The 17,311-nt window shown below is 69.8% G+C and carries 15 protein-coding genes; 14 read left to right on the top strand and 1 reads right to left on the bottom strand.

Annotation, left to right across the window (positions count from 1 at the left end):
• Positions 1-85: 85 nt before the first annotated feature.
• The 8 genes from ACIOKD_RS33915 to ACIOKD_RS33950 all read left to right on the top strand — a co-directional run bounded on the left by ACIOKD_RS33915 (position 86) and on the right by ACIOKD_RS33950 (position 9,168).
• A complete protein-coding gene (locus ACIOKD_RS33915; RefSeq protein ID WP_402091759.1) occupies positions 86-1,273 on the top strand; it encodes a uroporphyrinogen-III synthase in 1,188 nt (395 codons plus the stop codon).
• A gap of 393 nt (positions 1,274-1,666) precedes the next feature.
• Positions 1,667-2,260: a CGNR zinc finger domain-containing protein gene (locus ACIOKD_RS33920; protein ID WP_402091672.1), complete on the top strand. Its 594-nt coding sequence runs from the start codon at positions 1,667-1,669 to the stop codon at positions 2,258-2,260.
• A gap of 217 nt (positions 2,261-2,477) precedes the next feature.
• Positions 2,478-2,999: a sigma-70 family RNA polymerase sigma factor gene (locus ACIOKD_RS33925; RefSeq protein ID WP_010039908.1), complete on the top strand. Its 522-nt coding sequence runs from the start codon at positions 2,478-2,480 to the stop codon at positions 2,997-2,999.
• A gap of 38 nt (positions 3,000-3,037) precedes the next feature.
• On the top strand, positions 3,038-3,811 hold the full coding sequence (locus tag ACIOKD_RS33930) for an anti-sigma factor family protein (protein WP_402091673.1): 774 nt from the start codon (positions 3,038-3,040) through the stop codon (positions 3,809-3,811).
• A gap of 154 nt (positions 3,812-3,965) precedes the next feature.
• Positions 3,966-6,404, top strand: a complete 2,439-nt coding sequence (locus ACIOKD_RS33935) for a HelD family protein (protein ID WP_402091675.1) — start codon at positions 3,966-3,968, stop codon at positions 6,402-6,404.
• 530 nt (positions 6,405-6,934) lie between these two features.
• Positions 6,935-8,350, top strand: a complete 1,416-nt coding sequence (locus ACIOKD_RS33940) for an NAD-dependent malic enzyme (RefSeq protein WP_402091677.1) — start codon at positions 6,935-6,937, stop codon at positions 8,348-8,350.
• Between the two features lie 363 nt (positions 8,351-8,713).
• Positions 8,714-8,890 carry a hypothetical protein gene (locus tag ACIOKD_RS33945; protein WP_402091679.1) on the top strand — a complete coding sequence of 59 codons (177 nt, stop codon included), beginning with the start codon at positions 8,714-8,716 and terminating at the stop codon, positions 8,888-8,890.
• Positions 8,887-9,168, top strand: coding sequence for an HU family DNA-binding protein (locus ACIOKD_RS33950; RefSeq protein ID WP_007382399.1), 282 nt, complete (start codon positions 8,887-8,889; stop codon positions 9,166-9,168). The genes ACIOKD_RS33945 and ACIOKD_RS33950 overlap by 4 nt, the downstream gene beginning before the upstream one ends.
• 102 nt (positions 9,169-9,270) lie before the next feature.
• Here ACIOKD_RS33950 and murA read toward each other — a convergent pair whose 3' ends face one another.
• Positions 9,271-10,617, bottom strand: coding sequence for a UDP-N-acetylglucosamine 1-carboxyvinyltransferase (gene murA, locus ACIOKD_RS33955; protein WP_189775097.1), 1,347 nt, complete (start codon positions 10,615-10,617; stop codon positions 9,271-9,273).
• Between the two features lie 251 nt (positions 10,618-10,868).
• Between murA and ACIOKD_RS33960 the strand changes: the two genes are divergently transcribed.
• The 6 genes from ACIOKD_RS33960 to ACIOKD_RS33985 all read left to right on the top strand — a co-directional run bounded on the left by ACIOKD_RS33960 (position 10,869) and on the right by ACIOKD_RS33985 (position 17,062).
• The gene (locus ACIOKD_RS33960) at positions 10,869-11,441 is read left to right on the top strand and encodes a YqgE/AlgH family protein (protein ID WP_402091682.1); all 573 of its coding nucleotides are present in this window, start codon (positions 10,869-10,871) and stop codon (positions 11,439-11,441) included.
• A gap of 29 nt (positions 11,442-11,470) precedes the next feature.
• Positions 11,471-11,782 (top strand): DUF3039 domain-containing protein, encoded by a 312-nt coding sequence (locus ACIOKD_RS33965; RefSeq protein WP_189775099.1) that lies wholly within the window; start codon positions 11,471-11,473, stop codon positions 11,780-11,782.
• 268 nt (positions 11,783-12,050) lie between these two features.
• On the top strand, positions 12,051-13,364 hold the full coding sequence (locus ACIOKD_RS33970; RefSeq protein ID WP_402091684.1) for an extracellular solute-binding protein: 1,314 nt from the start codon (positions 12,051-12,053) through the stop codon (positions 13,362-13,364).
• Positions 13,361-14,407 carry a carbohydrate ABC transporter permease gene (locus ACIOKD_RS33975; protein ID WP_402091686.1) on the top strand — a complete coding sequence of 349 codons (1,047 nt, stop codon included), beginning with the start codon at positions 13,361-13,363 and terminating at the stop codon, positions 14,405-14,407. The genes ACIOKD_RS33970 and ACIOKD_RS33975 overlap by 4 nt, the downstream gene beginning before the upstream one ends.
• A 128-nt stretch (positions 14,408-14,535) precedes the next feature.
• On the top strand, positions 14,536-15,360 hold the full coding sequence (locus ACIOKD_RS33980; protein WP_402091688.1) for a carbohydrate ABC transporter permease: 825 nt from the start codon (positions 14,536-14,538) through the stop codon (positions 15,358-15,360).
• 70 nt (positions 15,361-15,430) lie between these two features.
• Positions 15,431-17,062, top strand: a complete 1,632-nt coding sequence (locus ACIOKD_RS33985) for a beta-N-acetylhexosaminidase (protein ID WP_402091760.1) — start codon at positions 15,431-15,433, stop codon at positions 17,060-17,062.
• Positions 17,063-17,311 lie beyond the last annotated feature (249 nt).

Consider the following 17,311-nt stretch of genomic DNA (forward strand, 5'->3'; position numbering starts at 1 on the left):
TGAGGCGGGTAGGCGGGGCGCCCCAACCCAGCGGGTGACGCGGACGAACACCACTCCAGCGGGACGAGAGCCATCCATGCCATCCATGTACGAGGAACCGCAGCAACCGGACCGGACACAGCAGCGACCCGGCCAATCCCAGCAGGACCACGGGCCGCTGGCGGGGTTCACCGTCGGTGTCACCGCCGCCCGCCGCGCCGACGAACTCGCCACCCTGCTCCAGCGGCGCGGGGCCGCCGTCCTGCACGCCCCCGCCCTGCGCATCGTGCCTCTCGCCGACGACAGCGAACTGCTGGCGGCGACCAAGCAACTGCTCGACCAGGCGCCGGACATCGTCGTCGCGACCACCGCGATCGGGTTCCGCGGCTGGGTCGAGGCCGCCGACGGCTGGGGACTCGGGGAGCAACTGCTCGACGTGCTCCGCGGAGTCGAGATCCTCGCCCGCGGACCCAAGGTCAAAGGTGCGGTACGTGCCCAGGGGCTGACCGAGGAATGGTCCCCGTCCTCCGAATCCATGGCCGAGGTGCTCGACCGCCTGCTGGACGAGGGAGTCGAGGGGCGCCGGATCGCGATCCAGTTGCACGGTGAGCCGCTGCCCGGCTTCGTCGAGTCGCTGCGGGCCGCGGGCGCCGAGGTCGTCGGCGTGCCCGTGTACCGGTGGATGGCCCCCGAGGACATCGGGCCCCTGGACCGGCTGCTCGACGCCACGATCGGCCGCGGCCTCGACGCGCTCACCTTCACCAGCGCACCGGCCGCCGCCTCGCTGCTGGGCCGCGCCGACGACCGCGGGCTGCTGCCCGAACTGCTCGCCGCCCTCAACCACGACGTGCTGCCCGCCTGCGTCGGCCCGGTCACCGCGCTGCCGCTGCAGGCCAGAGGCATCGACACGGTCCAGCCGGAGCGCTTCCGGCTCGGCCCCCTCGTGCAGGTGTTGTGCAAGGAACTGCCCTCCCGGGCACGGACCCTGCCGATCGCCGGTTTCCGGGTGGAGATCCGCGGGCACGCCGTGCTGGTGGACGACGCGCTGCGGCCCGTACCGCCCGCCGGTATGTCGCTGATGCGCGCCCTGTCCCGGCGGCCCGGCTGGGTGGTGGCCCGCGCCGAACTGCTGCGTGCGCTGCCCGGCGCCGGCACGGACGAGCACGCCGTGGAGACCGCGATGGCCCGGCTGCGCACGGCACTCGGTACGCCCAAGCTCATCCAGACCGTCGTCAAACGCGGCTACCGGCTGGCGCTGGACCCGGCCGCCGACTCCAAGTACGCCGACGTCTGACGCGTATACCTGTGACCCGTATACCCGTGACCCACATACCTATGACCCGTATACCTACGACGCGTATGCCTACGTCCGGCGCGTACGCCGACGTCTGACGCGTACTGCGATACCTACGTCTGAGACGTGCTCCGACGCGGCGCCGCGCACACCCACACGCGCAGCCGCGCAGCCGTGCTGAGGAAGTGCCGGAGGGCGCGGGCGGGTACGGGAGCGGCGTGGGGCTTCCCGCCGCGCGCGGGGGAAGGCACTGTAGGGGTACGAGCCCCGCGCGGTCCCCTCAAGGGCCCCGCGCGGCCCTCCCCCGGAACCCCCACCCCACGACCTCCCACGACGCGTCCCACCATCCTCACCGGCCCCTCATGGCGGTAACCCCAAGGCGGTGACAGGCACATGGCACTGGGCACGGCCACGGCCCCGTACGAGCTGCGGTTCGACTCCGGGCGGATCTGTCTGGATCTCCTGGCGACCACGCACCCCGAGGAACGGCTCGACTCGGCCGAACCGTTGCGGGCCTGGATCATCGGATCCGGACTCGTCCCGGCGGGTACACCCCTCGCGTCCGCCGACTCCTCCTGGATCGTGGGCTTTCGCGAACTACGAGACCATATCGGGCAGTTGGTGCGCAAGGACCCATCGGGGGACTCCCGGCCCTTCGTCGTCGCGCTGGCCCGAATCAACGAACTCGCCCGCGCCGCACCGCCCGTACCCTTGGCGGTGTGGGACCCGGGCGGCTCGCTGGTCCGCGCCCTGTGCTCCGAGCCGACCTGCGCGGCGCTCCTCGCCGCGGTCGCCCGTGACACGGTGGAGCTCCTCACGGATCCGGCGGCCCGCGCGAGCATCCGGCAGTGTGAGGGAGACAACTGCCCCATCGTCTACCTGGATACGTCCAGAGGGCGTCGCCGCAGGTGGTGCTCCAGTGAGGTGTGCGGAAACCGTGAGCGGGTGGCCAGGCACCGGCGCAGAGCAGCCCTCGCACGGGCTTAGGATCTGCCGTGGATCCCCCGTGAAGCACTTGTGGAGCAGATGAGGAGACGAAAACCTCGTGCTCCTCACAAAGAATTCCATTCACTTTGAACAGCGCAACGCCCGCACCCGTATCCGGAGATGAGCGACCGACTGGGGGATCCCCCGGACACCGGAGGTAGGCGTGCGCAAGGATTCCGCCGTGGCCGATGAACGATCGCCGAGGGCCCGACATCGCATGTCCCAGCCCTCGGAACCCGACGAGGAGCTGATGCGTGCGCTGTACCGGGAGCACGCGGGGCCCCTGCTCGCCTATGTGCTGCGGCTGGTCGCCGGGGACCGGCAGCGGGCGGAGGACGTCGTGCAGGAGACGCTCATCCGCGCGTGGAAGAACGCCGGTCAGCTCAACCGAGCGACCGGTTCGGTACGCCCCTGGCTGGTGACGGTCGCTCGGCGCATCGTCATCGACGGGCACCGCAGCCGGCAGGCCCGGCCGCAGGAGGTGGACCCGTCGCCGCTGGAGGTCATTCCCGCGGAGGACGAGATCGACAAGGCGTTGTGGCTGATGACACTCTCTGACGCGCTCGACGACCTGACCCCCGCCCACCGGGAGGTACTGGTCGAGACGTACTTCAAGGGGCGTACCGTAAACGAGGCCGCCGAAACCCTGGGGATACCCAGCGGCACGGTGCGCTCACGGGTGTTCTATGCCCTGCGTTCGATGAAGCTCGCACTGGAGGAGCGGGGGGTGACGGCATGAGCACATATGGGGGATTCGGAACGGGTAGTCCTGGATCCATGCAAAGTTCGCAAGGGCAGGGCGATCTGCACGAGACGGTAGGTGCCTACGCGCTGGGCATCCTCGACGACGCCGAGGCGACCGAGTTCGAGGCGCATCTCGCGACCTGCGAGTGGTGCGGGCAGCAGCTCGACGAGCTCGCGGGCATGGAGCCGATGCTCGCCGCCCTCGCGGATCTGCCGGGTACGCGCGGCACACCGGCCATCGGCGAGACACTGGCCGTCCGCCCGAGCCCACAGCTCTCCGACCGGCTGGTCGGCGAAGTGGTCGAGCGGCGCGTCAAGGCCAAGAAGAGCCGGCGCATGTTCTTCGGGCTCGCGGCCTCGCTGATCATCGGCGGCCCGATCGCCGCGATCGCGGCGACCAGCGGCGGTGACACCACGCAGGAGGCCCAGCCCCTGGCGTCGGTCAGTCCCGCCAAGCAGGTGTTCACCGGCATGAAGGACAAGGTCGAGGCCACGGACGCGGCCACTCAGGTCAACGCCGCGGTCGGCATGGAGAGCAAGCCCTACGGCACCGGTCTCGCCCTGCAGCTGAAGAACGTCAAGGGCCCGCAGAAGTGCTCCCTCGTCGCCGTCAGCAAGAGCGGCGAGCGGGAGACGGCGACCACCTGGACCGTCCCGAAGTGGGGCTACGGGATCAAGGGCGCCGCCACCGAGCTGGCCAGGAATCCGCTCTATCTCCAGGGCGCCGTGGCGATGAGCGACGCCGACATCGACCACTTCGAGGTCGTCACCTTCGACGGTGACAAACTGGTAGAGGTCGACGCGTGAGCCGCCGGGTGGGTCGGGACCCGAGGCCGCGTGCGCGGCGGCCGGAAAGTCGGCGCGAAGTCGACCGGTAAGTGGATCAAGAGCGGAAACGTAGCCTGACGGGCTCCCCTTCGCGTACGGTTGACGGCTGCCATGCACGTCAGAAGGGGGCCCGGTGGCCGCTCAGGTTCAGCAGGAAATGGCGCTCGATCCGGTAGGCGACTCAGTACGCGACCAGGAGCTCGGCGTCGAACAGGAACACCTCGACCGGGTGTACCAGCGTCTTGAGGAAAAGATCCACGAGGCGGAGTTCCTGATGAACGACGCCGCCCAGCGCGGCCAGGTCGGTACGCCCGGGGCACTCGCGGAGCGCGACGCGCAGGTGTTCCGGGCGGGGATTCATCTCAACCGCCTGAACAACGAGTTCGAGGACTTCCTCTTCGGACGGATCGACCTCCTCCAGGGCAAGGACGGCAAGAAGGGCCCGGACGGCGCGTACACGGCGGTCGAACCCGCCGAGGGAGCCGTCCGCCCCGACAACACCGCCGACATCGCGGAGACCCTCCACATCGGCCGTATCGGCGTCCTCGACGCCGAGTACGCGCCGCTGGTGATCGACTGGCGGGCCCCCGCGGCCGCGCCGTTCTACCGCTCCACACCGGTCGACCCCGGCCGGGTCGTACGCCGTCGGGTCATCCGCTCCAAGGGCCGCAAGGTTCTCGGGGTCGAGGACGACCTGATGCGCCCGGAGCTCAAGGCCACCCTCGCCGGGAACGAACTCCCGGTGATCGGCGACGGCGCCCTGATGGCCGCTCTGGGCCAGGCCCGCAGCCACACCATGCGGGACATCGTCGCCTCCATCCAGGCCGAGCAGGACATGGTCATCCGGGCGCCCGCCGCGTCCGTGACCTACGTGGAGGGCGGCCCCGGCACCGGCAAGACCGCGGTGGCCCTGCACCGGGCCGCCTACCTGCTCTACCAGGACCGCAGACGGTACGCGGGCGGCATCCTGATCGTCTCGCCCACACCCCTGCTCGTCGCGTACACCGAAGGCGTCCTGCCCTCCCTCGGTGAGGAGGGCCAGGTCGCCATCCGCGCGGTCGGCTCCCTGGTCGACGGCGCCGAGGCGACCCAGTACGACGCACCGGCGGTGGCCCGCGCCAAGGGCTCCCACCGGATGCTCAAGGTGCTGCGGCACGCGGCACGCGGAGCACTGGAGACGCCGGGCGCGCCCGGCAGGCACAGCGTCCCCGCCCCGTCCGGGCAGCTCTCCTTCGGCGACGAGGGCGAGGAGGACGACGAGCCCGGCACGCAGGCCCCCGCGGTCACGCCCACCCGTCTGCGTGTGGTCGCCTTCGGGCGCCGGCTGGAACTGGAGGCGCCCGAGCTGGACCGCATCCGGAACAACGCGCTCTCCGGGACCGCGCCCGTGAACCTGCTGCGCCCGCGCGCCCGCAAGCTGCTGCTCGACGCCCTCTGGTCGCGGTCCGGCGCGGGGTCCCGGCACACCGACCCCGAGCTGGCCGCCGAACTGCGCTCGTCGTTCGACGAGGACGTCAGCTCCGAGGACGCCTTCATCGGGTTCCTCGACGCCTGGTGGCCCGAGCTGACACCGCGGGCCGTACTGGCGGCGATGGCCGACGAGCGGCGGCTCGGGCGCTGGGCGCGGCGGATCCTCAACCCCGGCGAGGTGCGCCGGGTGGCCCGCTCCCTCAAGCGGGACGGGCTCTCCGTGCACGACGTGGCCATGCTCGACGAGCTGGAGGCGATCGTCGGCACTCCGGCCCGCCCCCGCAAGAAGCGCGACTTCGACCCGCTCGACCAGCTGACGGGCCTGGAGGAGCTCATGCCCCAGCGCGAGGAGACCCAGCGTGAGCGGGCCGAACGGCTGGCCCAGGAGCGTACGGAGTACGCGCACGTCATCGTCGACGAGGCGCAGGACCTCACGCCCATGCAGTGGCGCATGATCGGCCGCCGCGGCCGGCACGCCACCTGGACGGTGGTCGGCGACCCCGCCCAGTCGTCCTGGTCGCATCCGGACGAGGCCGCCGAGGCCCGTGACGAGGCACTCGGCAGCCGCCCGCGCCGCCGCTTCACACTCACCGTGAACTACCGCAACCCGGCCGAGATCGCCGAACTCGCCGCCAAGGTGCTGGCCCTCGCCATGCCCGGCTCCGAGTCGCCGAGAGCGGTCCGCTCGACGGGCGTACAGCCCCGTTTCGTGACGGCCGCGGGCCCGGCGGGCGGGTCCGGCGGACAGGGCGGCGGCGCGCGGGACGCCCTGTCGAAGACCGTGCGGGAGGAGGCCGCGCGGCTGCTCGACCAGGTCGACGGCACGGTCGGCGTCGTCGTCGCCATGAACCGGCGCGGCGAGGCCGCACGGTGGCTCGCCGGACTCGGGGACCGCGTGGTGGCCCTCGGCAGCCTGGAGGCCAAGGGCCTGGAGTACGACGCCACGGTGGTCGTCTCACCCGCGGAGATCGCCGACGAGTCACCGGCCGGGCTGAGGGTGCTGTACGTGGCGCTGACCCGGGCGACCCAGCAGCTCACCATCGTCTCGGCGGCCCGCGACGAGCCGGACGCGGACGGAGTACCGGACCTGTTGCGGGACTGAGAGGGCCCGTCCTGGACTGAGAGGGCCCGTCCTGGACCGGGCGGGCCTGCCCTGGACCGGGCGGGCCCGTCCCCGGCCGCGTGGGGCGGGCCCGTGAATCCCGGGGCCCGTTCCGGTGAACCGCGGGGCCCGTCCTCGTAAAGCTTCCCTGTGAACCCACGGTGCGGGAATTGCCTTACGGGGATCGTTTGTTACCTTTGACGTGACACCGGCCCGATCCAAGCCCCCGGGCCCAACCTTCGTCGCTACGAGCGACCACTTGCCGCGAGGCGAGCATGGCGGGTCGGTGTCATTGAACGTGAAACAGCAGTAGTCGTACGGAAGAGGTCCACGTCACCAAGTGACGTGGACCTCTTCCGTGGTGACCGTGGTGACCGTGGTGAACAAAAGGTTCGCAATCCGGGGCGGCTACCACGTACTCCGCGGTAGGTGCGACGATCGGACGGCAAACCCGCGAACCAGCAGTGCTCGCAGTACTCGCAGTGCTCGCAGTACTTGCAGTACTTCGGTGAAAGCAGAGGAAGTCGGTCATGGCAACGGCGCCCAGCGTCTCCTACTCGATCACGGTCCGGTTGGAGGTGCCCGCGAGCGGAACCGCGGTCTCCCAGATCACCACCGCCGTGGAGTCCAGCGGAGGCTCGGTGACGGGCCTCGACGTGACGGCCTCCGGCCACGAGAAGCTCCGTATCGACGTCACCATCGCGGCGTCCTCCACGAAGCACTCCGAAGAGATCGTCGAGCAGCTGCGCGGCATCGAGGACGTCACGCTCGGCAAGGTCTCCGACCGTACGTTCCTGATGCACCTCGGCGGCAAGATCGAGATGGCGTCCAAGCACCCCATCCGCAACCGTGACGACCTCTCGATGATCTACACGCCCGGTGTGGCCCGGGTCTGCATGGCGATCGCCGAGAACCCCGAGGACGCCCGCCGTCTGACCATCAAGCGCAACTCGGTGGCGGTCGTCACCGACGGCTCGGCCGTGCTGGGCCTCGGCAACATCGGCCCGATGGCCGCCCTGCCGGTGATGGAGGGCAAGGCCGCGCTCTTCAAGCGGTTCGCCGGCATCGACGCCTGGCCGCTGTGCCTGGACACGCAGGACACCGACGCGATCGTGGAGATCGTGAAGGCGATCGCCCCCGGTTTCGCGGGCATCAACCTGGAAGACATCTCCGCCCCGCGCTGCTTCGAGATCGAGGCCCGCCTGCGCGAGGCCCTCGACATCCCCGTCTTCCACGACGACCAGCACGGCACGGCGATCGTCGTGCTCGCCGCGCTGACCAACGCGCTGCGCGTCACCGGCAAGGCGACCGGCGACATCCGCGTCGTCATGTCCGGCGCGGGCGCGGCCGGTACGGCCATCCTGAAACTGCTGCTCGCCGCCGGCGTCAAGCACGCCGTCGTGGCCGACATCCACGGTGTCGTGCACGCGGGCCGCGAGGACCTGGTGAAGGCCGCCGACGACTCGCCGCTGCGGTGGATCGCCGACAACACCAACCCCGAGGGCGTCACGGGCACGCTGAAGCAGGCCGTGCGCGGCGCGGACGTCTTCATCGGCGTCTCGGCCCCGAACGTGCTGGACGGCGACGACGTGGCCGCCATGGCCGACGACGCGATCGTCTTCGCGCTCGCGAACCCCGACCCCGAGGTCGACCCGGGCATCGCCCGGCAGACCGCGGCGGTCGTGGCCACCGGCCGCTCGGACTTCCCGAACCAGATCAACAACGTGCTGGTCTTCCCGGGTGTCTTCCGCGGGCTCCTGGACGCCCAGTCCCGCACGGTCAACACCGAGATGATGCTTGCGGCCGCAACGGCGCTGGCCGAGGTGGTGACGGAGGACGAGCTGAACGCGAACTACATCATCCCCAGCGTCTTCAACGACAAGGTCGCGGGGGCGGTGGCGGGGGCGGTCCGCGACGCGGCGAAGGCGGCCGGCGTCACGGTCTGAGGCGCCGCCTCACCTCCCTGGGGGCTGCGCCCCCAGACCCATCTGTCGCGCCGGCGCGCTCGTCCCCAACGCCGGACGGGCTGAAGAGATCGCGGCCCGGCCGCGGATCTTCCAGCCCGTCCGGCGTTCGAGGACCGGGGGTCCGGGGGCGGAGCCCCCGGGTCTGTGACGGTTGCCACCCCGGTCCCAAACCGGCGCGTCGCCGGACACAGCGCCTCGGCGCGCCTCTAGGGTGGCGGCCATGGCTCGGTCCCTGCGGGCCCACCAGGCCCTCACCGGCCCTGCGGTCCGCTGCCGGGAGCGAACGGAGCGTCACCATTTCGAGGCCGTGGCGCTTTTCGTGTGACTCCCAGGGGTGCCGGATTGGCTTTCCCGCCGCAGGTGGGGGCAGGATGCGTCTTCGGGCGCGAGGGTCCGGCCACGGACCCGGGTCCGGGGACCGCCGAGGACCCTGGCAGCATCGGCTTCGACGTGCCCGAGATGCGGCTCCGCCGCGTGGCACGCCTCAACGGCAAGAAGAACACGGGAGTAACAACATGAACCGCAGTGAGCTGGTGGCCGCGCTGGCCGACCGTGCCGAGGTGACCCGCAAGGACGCCGACGCCGTTCTGGCCGCCTTCGCCGAGACCGTCGGTGAGATCGTCGCCAAGGGCGACGAGAAGGTCACCATCCCCGGCTTCCTGACCTTCGAGCGCACCCACCGTGCCGCTCGTACCGCTCGCAACCCGCAGACCGGTGACCCGATCCAGATCCCGGCCGGCTACAGCGTCAAGGTCTCCGCGGGCAGCAAGCTCAAGGAAGCCGCCAAGGGCAAGTAAGCCTTTCTGTACGTCCCGGGACGACGTACGAGGCGTACGCATGGCATGCGTGAAGGGGGGCTCCGGATCATCCGGAGCCCCCCTTCACGTGCCGTGCGGCTGTTATCCGAGCGCCTTGCCCGGCAGTTCCACCTTCGCGCCCAGCTCGATCAGCTTCTCCATGAAGTTCTCGTAGCCGCGGTTGATCAGGTCGATGCCGTGCACCCGGGACGTGCCCTGGGCCGCCAGCGCCGCGATGAGATACGAGAAGCCGCCGCGCAGGTCGGGGATGACCAGGTCGGCGCCCTGGAGCTTCGTCGGGCCCGACACGACCGCCGAGTGCAGGAAGTTGCGCTGGCCGAAGCGGCAGCGCGAGCCGCCCAGGCACTCGCGGTAGAGCTGGATGTGCGCGCCCATCTGGTTCAGCGCGGACGTGAAGCCGAGGCGGGACTCGTACACCGTCTCGTGGACGATGGACAGGCCCGTGGCCTGCGTCAGGGCGACCACGAGGGGCTGCTGCCAGTCGGTCTGGAAGCCCGGGTGGACGTCCGTCTCCAGGGCGATCGACTTGAGCTGGCCGCCGGGGTGCCAGAAGCGGATGCCCTCGTCGTCGATCTCGAAGGCGCCGCCGACCTTCCGGTACGTGTTGAGGAACGTCATCATCGAGCGCTGCTGGGCGCCGCGGACGTAGATGTTGCCTTCGGTCGCCAGGGCCGCGGAAGCCCACGAGGCGGCCTCCAGGCGGTCCGGCAGGGCCGCGTGGGTGTAACCGCCGAGCTTGTCGACGCCCGTGACGCGGATGGTGCGGTCGGTGTCCATCGCGATGATCGCGCCCATTTTCTGCAGGACGCAGATCAGGTCCTCGATCTCCGGCTCGACCGCCGCGTTCGCGAGCTCCGTGACGCCCTCCGCGAGGACGGCCGTCAGAAGCACCTGCTCGGTCGCGCCGACGGACGGGTACGGCAGCTCGATCTTGGTGCCGCGCAGCCGCTGCGGAGCCTCCAGGTACTGGCCGTCCGCGCGCTTCTCGATCGTCGCGCCGAACTGGCGCAGCACCTCGAAGTGGAAGTCGATCGGCCGGCCGCCGATGTCGCAGCCGCCCAGGCCCGGGATGAACGCGTGGCCGAGGCGGTGCAGCAGCGGACCGCACAGGAGGATCGGGATACGCGACGAGCCCGCGTGGGCGTCGATGTCCGCGACGTTGGCACTCTCCACGTGCGACGGGTCCATGATGAGCTCGCCCGGCTCCTCACCCGGACGGACCGTCACCCCGTGCAGCTGCAGCAGTCCGCGTACGACCCGCACGTCACGGATGTCCGGGACGTTGCGCAGCCGGCTCGGAGCACTGCCGAGCAGTGCGGCAACCATGGCCTTCGGTACGAGGTTCTTCGCACCGCGGACACGGATCTCACCCTCCAGCGGGGTTCCGCCGTGGACAAGGAGTACGTCGTCTGAGCCGTTGACGGTCATGTATCTCGCGTTCCGATTGGTGGGACAGAGGCGAAGAAGCAAGGGTAATGGCCGCCCACCCCCCTTCAGTAAGCCCAAAGGGCTCTCAGGGACGTCATAGCTTTGCCACAACACGAACCGTTGCTAAACGGACACGTGGGGTCACCGGCCCCGTCGCGCGCTCCACCTGCGCCCCTGCGCCCTGAGCTGCGTTCACGTGGTTACGGGTATTGCCTCCCCGTCCGCGGGGAAGATGCGGGATCATGTCTCGCATGACGGAGGTGTCCTCGCTCACAGGGCGGCTGCTCGTGGCCACACCCGCCCTGGCGGACCCCAACTTCGACCGCGCGGTGGTGCTGCTCCTCGACCACGACGAGAAGGGCTCGCTGGGCGTTGTCCTCAACCGCCCCACGCCGGTGGACGTGGGCGACATCCTCGCGGGCTGGGCGGAACTCGCGGGGGAGCCCGGGGTCGTGTTCCAGGGCGGCCCGGTCGCCCTGGACTCGGCGCTCGGGGTGGCGGTGATCCCGGGCGGCGCCTCCGGGGAGCGCACGCCGCTCGGCTGGCGCCGGGTGCACGGCGCGATCGGACTCGTGGACCTGGAGGTACCGCCGGAACTGCTCGCCTCGGCGCTCGGCTCCCTGCGGATCTTCGCGGGATACGCGGGCTGGGGGCCGGGGCAGCTGGAGGACGAACTGGGCGAGGGCGCCTGGTACGTCGTCGAGTCCGAACCCGGTGACGTCTCCTCGCCCGCTCCGGAACGGCTGTGGCGCGAGGTGCTGCGCCGTCAGCGCAACGAACTGGCGATGGTGGCCACGTACCCGGACGACCCTTCGCTCAACTGATGTCCCCCGCCTTCAGTACTCTTGCGTTTATGAGCACTCTTGAGCCTGAGACCCAGCCCCAGCGAGGCACTGGGACGGGAACCCTCGTAGAGCCGACGCCGCAGACGTCGCACGGCGACGGGGACCACGAGCGCTTCGCCCACTACGTCCAGAAGGACAAGATCATGGCGAGCGCGCTCGACGGTACGCCCGTCGTCGCACTCTGCGGCAAGGTGTGGGTCCCGGGCCGGGACCCGAAGAAGTACCCCGTGTGTCCCATGTGCAAGGAGATCTACGAATCCATGGGCGCCGGCGGCGACGACGGCAAGGGCGGCGGCAAGGGCAAGGACGGCGGCAAGTAGCGCACCCGTGACCTCAGGGCGCTTCTGATGGATCTCCGCGGCGCCCCGGTCCGGGGCGCCGCGGCTCTGTCGTGCCCGACCTGCCTCCGGCGTATCCGGTGCATCCGGGGCCTTTGTCCCGGCCGCCCGTTGCACGGAGTGCTTCTGCCGGTCACAGAGTGGTTGAGACCTCTTGTGGGCATGTTCATGTACTCCATAACCTCCCGGGTGTTGTGCAGCGCAAAACCACCATTGCAGATGCTGCAACGCGCCCCCGGAGGACGCCCCCATGAAGCTCGCACACCTCTCTGCCCGTATGGCCGCCCCCGTCGCCGCACTCGTTGTCGCCGGGCTGACGGCGACCGCCTGCGCCCCCGAGTCGTCCGACAACTCCGGGGACAAGGACGAGAAGAGCGGCACCCTGCGGGTGTGGCTCTTCCAGGAGGTCACCAACGCGCCGAAGGAGAAGGTGGTCGACGGTGTCGTCACCGCCTTCGAGAAGGCCCACAAGGGCACGAAGGTCGACGTCCAGTACATCCCCGTCGAGACCCGCGCCGAGAAGATCAAGGCGGCCTTCAACGACCCCAGGAGCGCGCCCGACCTCATCGAGTACGGGAACACGGACACCGCCGGTTACGTCAAGGACGGCGGGCTCGCGGACGTCAGCGAGGAGTTCACGGACTGGAGCGAGTCCAAGGACACCGACCCGACCGCCAAGCAGTCCGTCACGGTCGACGGCAAGATCTACGGAGCCCCTTACTTCGTCGGTGTCCGCGCTCTCTACTACCGCACCGACGTGTTCGAGGAACTGGGCCTCGAAGTCCCGAAGACCCAGGCTGAGTTGATCAGCACGGCCAAGAAGATCCGGCAGGCGAAGCCGGAGCTGTACGGGCTCGCGGTCGGCGGCGCCTACACCTACGGCGCGATGCCCTTCATCTGGTCCAACGGCGGTGAGATCGCCGAGGGCAAGGGCGGCTCGTACGCCTCGACGATCGACAGCGCGCAGGCCCAGAAGGGCATCAAGGCGTACACCTCGCTCTTCGGCGACGACAACTGTCCGGCCGCCAAGTGCGCGGGCATGGGCGGCAACGACACCGTCACGGCGTTCGCCTCCGGCAAGGCCGGCATGGCCATCGGCGGCGACTTCAGCCACGCGGCGATCGAGGCGGGGAAGGTCAAGGGCAAGTACAAGGTCGTACCGCTGCCCGGGGTGAAGTCCGGGGAGATCGCCCCCGCCTTCGCGGGCGGCAACAACCTCGGTGTGCTCAACAGCACCACCCACCGCACACTCGCCGTCGACCTGATGGAACAGCTCGCGTCGAAGAGGACGCAGGGCGCGCTCTTCGACGCGATGGGCTTCCTGCCGACGTTCACGGACGTGCGCCAGGACGTCGCGAAGCGCGAACCGTTCGTCGAGCCCTTCGTGAAGACCCTCGGCTCCGGCGCCAAGTTCGTCCCGGCCTCGCCCGCCTGGTCCCAGATCGACGCGTCCCTGGTCCTGCCGACGATGTTCCAGGAGGTCGTCAGCGGACGTAAGGACGTGGGGGCCGCCTCCAAGGACGCGGCCAAGAAGATGAACGACGCGTTCAGCTCCGCCGGATGAGCCGGCTGAGCCGGATGACCGACCGTCCGCTTCCGGTGCCGACTCCGGGGGCCGCCCCGGGGCCGGCGCCGGTGGCCGGACCCGTCGTGAAGGGCTCGTCGGCCGGGGCCGCCGCGAAGGCGCCCCGGCCGGGCCGCGGCCCCGTGACGGGGCGCAGGTCCCCGCTCGCCCGCGGTGGCTGGACGCCCTGGCTCTATCTCGCCCCCGCGCTCGTCGTCATCGGCGGCCTGCTCGTCTACCCCGTCTACCAGCTCGGGCTGATCTCGTTCCTGGAGTACACCCAGGCCCAGGTCAGCGGCGGAGAGCCGACGTCCTTCCAGGGCTTCGGGAACTACGCGACGCTCTTCCGCGACGAGCAGTTCTGGCACGTACTGCTGGCCACCGTGGTGTTCGCGGCGGCGTGCGTCGTGTCGACCCTCGCGGTCGGCTGCGCGCTCGCCGTCCTCCTGACACGTGTCCGTGCCGTGCCGCGGCTCGCCTTGATGATGGCCGCGCTCGGCGCCTGGGCGACCCCCGCGGTCACCGGGTCGACGGTGTGGCTGCTCCTGTTCGACCCCGACTTCGGGCCGGTCAACCGGGTCCTGGGGCTCGGCGACCACTCCTGGACGTACGGCCGGTACAGCGCCTTCGCGCTCGTCCTGCTCGAAGTCGTCTGGTGCTCCTTCCCGTTCGTGATGGTCACGGTGTACGCCGGAATCCGCGCCGTGCCCTCCGAGGTCCTGGAGGCCGCCTCCCTGGACGGCGCCTCCCAGTGGCGGATCTGGCGCTCGGTGCTCGCGCCGATGCTCCGCCCGATCCTCGTGGTCGTCACCATCCAGTCCGTCATCTGGGACTTCAAGGTCTTCACACAGATCTACGTCATGACGAACGGCGGCGGCATCGCGGGCCAGAACCTCGTCCTGAACGTGTACGCGTATCAAAAGGCCTTCGCGTCCTCCCAGTACGGCCTCGGGTCGGCGATCGGAGTGGTGATGCTGCTCATTCTGCTGACGGTCACGCTCGTATATCTGAGGCTGCTGCGAAGGCAGGGGGAAGAGCTGTGAGTTCCGTGACGTCCAGGGATTCCGTCCCGTCCGGGCATTGTGCGGCGGCGGCGAGTTCGCCGGGATCCGCAGGTCCCACAAGTCCCGCACAACCCCCGGGATTCGTACGAGATCTCGTACGCCGTGCCGTGCGGCGGCCGTGGCGGCTGGCCGCCGAGGTCTCGGCGCTGCTGATCGCGGCGGTGGTCGCATTCCCCCTCTACTGGATGGCGCTCAGCGCCTTCAAACCGGCCGGGGAGATCGAGTCGACCGAGCCGCGGCCCTGGACGCTCTCCCCGTCGCTGGATTCCTTCCGGCGCGTCTTCGGACAGCAGGAATTCGGCCGTTACTTCCTCAACAGTCTTGTCGTGGCGGTCACCGTCGTCGCCGTCTCGGCGCTCATCGCGTTTCTTGCCGCGACCGCCGTGACACGATTCCGCTTCCGCTTCCGAACCACCCTGCTGATCATGTTTCTGGTCGCGCAGATGGTGCCTGTCGAGGCACTGACGATCCCCCTCTTCTTCCAGATGCGGGACTTCGGTCAGCTCAACACACTGGGCTCGCTCATCCTGCCGCACCTCGCCTTCTCACTGCCCTTCGCGATCTGGATGCTGCGAGGCTTCGTGAAGGCCGTCCCCGAGGCGCTGGAGGAAGCCGCCTACATCGACGGAGCGAGCCGGACACGGTTCCTGTGGCAGATCCTTTTCCCCCTGGTCTTTCCGGGACTCGTCGCCACCAGCGTGTTCTCGTTCATCTCCGCCTGGAACGACTTCCTGTTCGCCAAATCCTTCATCATCAGCGACACCTCGCAGTCCACGCTGCCGATGGCCCTCCTCGTCTTCTACAAGCCCGACGACCCGGACTGGGGCGGCGTGATGGCCGGGTCCACGGTGATGACGATTCCCGTGCTGATCTTCTTCGTACTCGTACAGCGGCGCCTGGTCTCCGGACTCGGCGGCGCGGTGAAGGACTGACGTGAGCACCGACACGAGCACCGACACGAGCACCGACACGAGCGACGCGACTCCCGCAGCCCCGGCCGGTGTGATCCCGGCGCCCCGCTCGGTACGGGAGCCAGGGGGACCGGGCGTACCGCTCGACGCGGGCACCACCCTGTGGGCCGGCCCCGGTACCGGCACCACCGAACGCTGGCTGCGCCTCACCCTCGGCGCGGCCCTGGGACTTTCGCTGCCGCCCGGTACCGAAAGCGCGGCCGGTGCGGAAAACGCCTCCGGCTCCCTGCGGTTGCGTATCGACGGGACATTGCGACCCGAGGCGTACGTACTCGAAGCCGACGCCGAGAACGGCATCGAGATCCGCGGCGGGAGCGGCGCCGGAGTGTTCTGGGGAGCCCAGACACTGCGTCAGCTCATCGGCCCTGAAGCCTTCCGACGGGCACCCGTCCGACCGGGCGTCACCTACGTCGTCCCGAACCGGACCATCGAGGACGCACCACGATTCGGCTGGCGCGGTCTGATGCTCGACGTCTCGCGGCACTTCATGCCGAAGGACGGCGTCCTGCGCCAACTCGACCTGATGGCCGCGCACAAGCTGAACGTCTTCCACTTCCACCTCACCGACGACCAGGGCTGGCGTATCGAGATCAAGCGGTATCCGAAGCTCACGGAGACCGGATCATGGCGGGCACGCACCAAATTCGGTCATCGTGCCTCGCCCCACTGGGAGGAGAAGCCGCACGGGGGCTTCTACACCCAGGACGACATCCGCGAGATCGTCGCGTACGCCGCCGAACGGCATATCGCCGTCGTCCCCGAAATCGACATCCCGGGGCACTCGCAGGCCGCCATCGCCGCATATCCGGAACTCGGCAACACCGATGTCATCGACACGCACTCCCTCTCCGTCTGGGACACCTGGGGCGTCTCCAAAAACGTACTCGCCCCCACTGACAACGCCCTTCGCTTCTACGAGGGCGTCTTCGAGGAACTCCTCGGCCTGTTCCCCTCGGAGTTCATCCACGTCGGCGGCGACGAGTGCGCCAAGGATCAGTGGAAGGCGTCCCCCGCGGCACAGGCGCGGATCACCGAACTGGGCCTCGCGGACGAGGACGAACTGCAGTCCTGGTTCATCCGCCACTTCGACGACTGGCTGAGCGCGCGAGGACGCCGGCTGATCGGCTGGGACGAGATCCTGGAGGGCGGGCTCGCCCCGGGCGCCGCCGTCTCCTCGTGGCGCGGCTACCAGGGCGGCATCACGGCCGCACAAGCAGGACACGACGTCGTCATGTGCCCCGAGCAGCAGGTGTATCTGGACCACCGGCAGGCCGAGGGCCCCGACGAGCCGGTGCCCATCGGCTTCGTGCGCACTCTGGAGGACGTCTACCGCTTCGAGCCCGTTCCACCGGAACTGACCCCCGCTCAGGCGCGGCACGTGCTGGGCACCCAGGCCAACCTGTGGACCGAGGTGATGGAGGACCGGGCCCGCGTGGACTACCAGGCCTTCCCGCGGCTCGTGGCCTTCGCGGAGGTCGCCTGGAGCGCCCTGCCTCCGCCCGCGGAACGCGACTTCGCGGATTTCGAGGAGCGAATGACCGCGCACTACGCGCGCCTTGACGCCCTGGGAGTCGCCTACCGGCCGCCCGCCGGGCCGTTGCCGTGGCAGCGGCGCCCCGGAGTGCTCGGACGCCCGATCGAGGGACCGCCCCCGAACGTGTGAGGCGGCTCCCGGAGGGTGTCGTCCGACGCGGCACCCTGGGACGGTGACCCCTGAGGAGAAAGACACCCAAGGGGCAACGAAAACCGCCAATTGGCCCTGACGGGCGAGTGGTGCGAAAACGGACCATCCGCTGGTGGCGGGTAGGAATGCCTCCTAGCGGACCCCCGCGTCGGGGAACCGGGAAGATGTGCCAGAGTTGCCACGTCCGCCCTGTCAGCACGTACCGTACGGCAACACAGGTGGGACCAG

This window comes from Streptomyces sp. NPDC087844 (assembly GCF_044742785.1).
GTDB lineage: Bacteria > Actinomycetota > Actinomycetes > Streptomycetales > Streptomycetaceae > Streptomyces.

What these genes read in the sequence shown, in the direction of transcription:
- ACIOKD_RS33915 (WP_402091759.1), top strand. Translation starts at nt 86, where the DNA reads ATGTACGAGGAACCGCAGCAACCGGACCGGACACAGCAGCGACCCGGC.
- ACIOKD_RS33920 (WP_402091672.1), top strand. Translation starts at nt 1,667, where the DNA reads ATGGCACTGGGCACGGCCACGGCCCCGTACGAGCTGCGGTTCGACTCC.
- ACIOKD_RS33925 (WP_010039908.1), top strand. Translation starts at nt 2,478, where the DNA reads ATGTCCCAGCCCTCGGAACCCGACGAGGAGCTGATGCGTGCGCTGTAC.
- ACIOKD_RS33930 (WP_402091673.1), top strand. Translation starts at nt 3,038, where the DNA reads ATGCAAAGTTCGCAAGGGCAGGGCGATCTGCACGAGACGGTAGGTGCC.
- ACIOKD_RS33940 (WP_402091677.1), top strand. Translation starts at nt 6,935, where the DNA reads ATGGCAACGGCGCCCAGCGTCTCCTACTCGATCACGGTCCGGTTGGAG.
- ACIOKD_RS33950 (WP_007382399.1), top strand. Translation starts at nt 8,887, where the DNA reads ATGAACCGCAGTGAGCTGGTGGCCGCGCTGGCCGACCGTGCCGAGGTG.
- murA (WP_189775097.1), bottom strand. Translation starts at nt 10,617, where the DNA reads ATGACCGTCAACGGCTCAGACGACGTACTCCTTGTCCACGGCGGAACC.
- ACIOKD_RS33960 (WP_402091682.1), top strand. Translation starts at nt 10,869, where the DNA reads ATGACGGAGGTGTCCTCGCTCACAGGGCGGCTGCTCGTGGCCACACCC.
- ACIOKD_RS33965 (WP_189775099.1), top strand. Translation starts at nt 11,471, where the DNA reads ATGAGCACTCTTGAGCCTGAGACCCAGCCCCAGCGAGGCACTGGGACG.
- ACIOKD_RS33970 (WP_402091684.1), top strand. Translation starts at nt 12,051, where the DNA reads ATGAAGCTCGCACACCTCTCTGCCCGTATGGCCGCCCCCGTCGCCGCA.
- ACIOKD_RS33975 (WP_402091686.1), top strand. Translation starts at nt 13,361, where the DNA reads ATGAGCCGGCTGAGCCGGATGACCGACCGTCCGCTTCCGGTGCCGACT.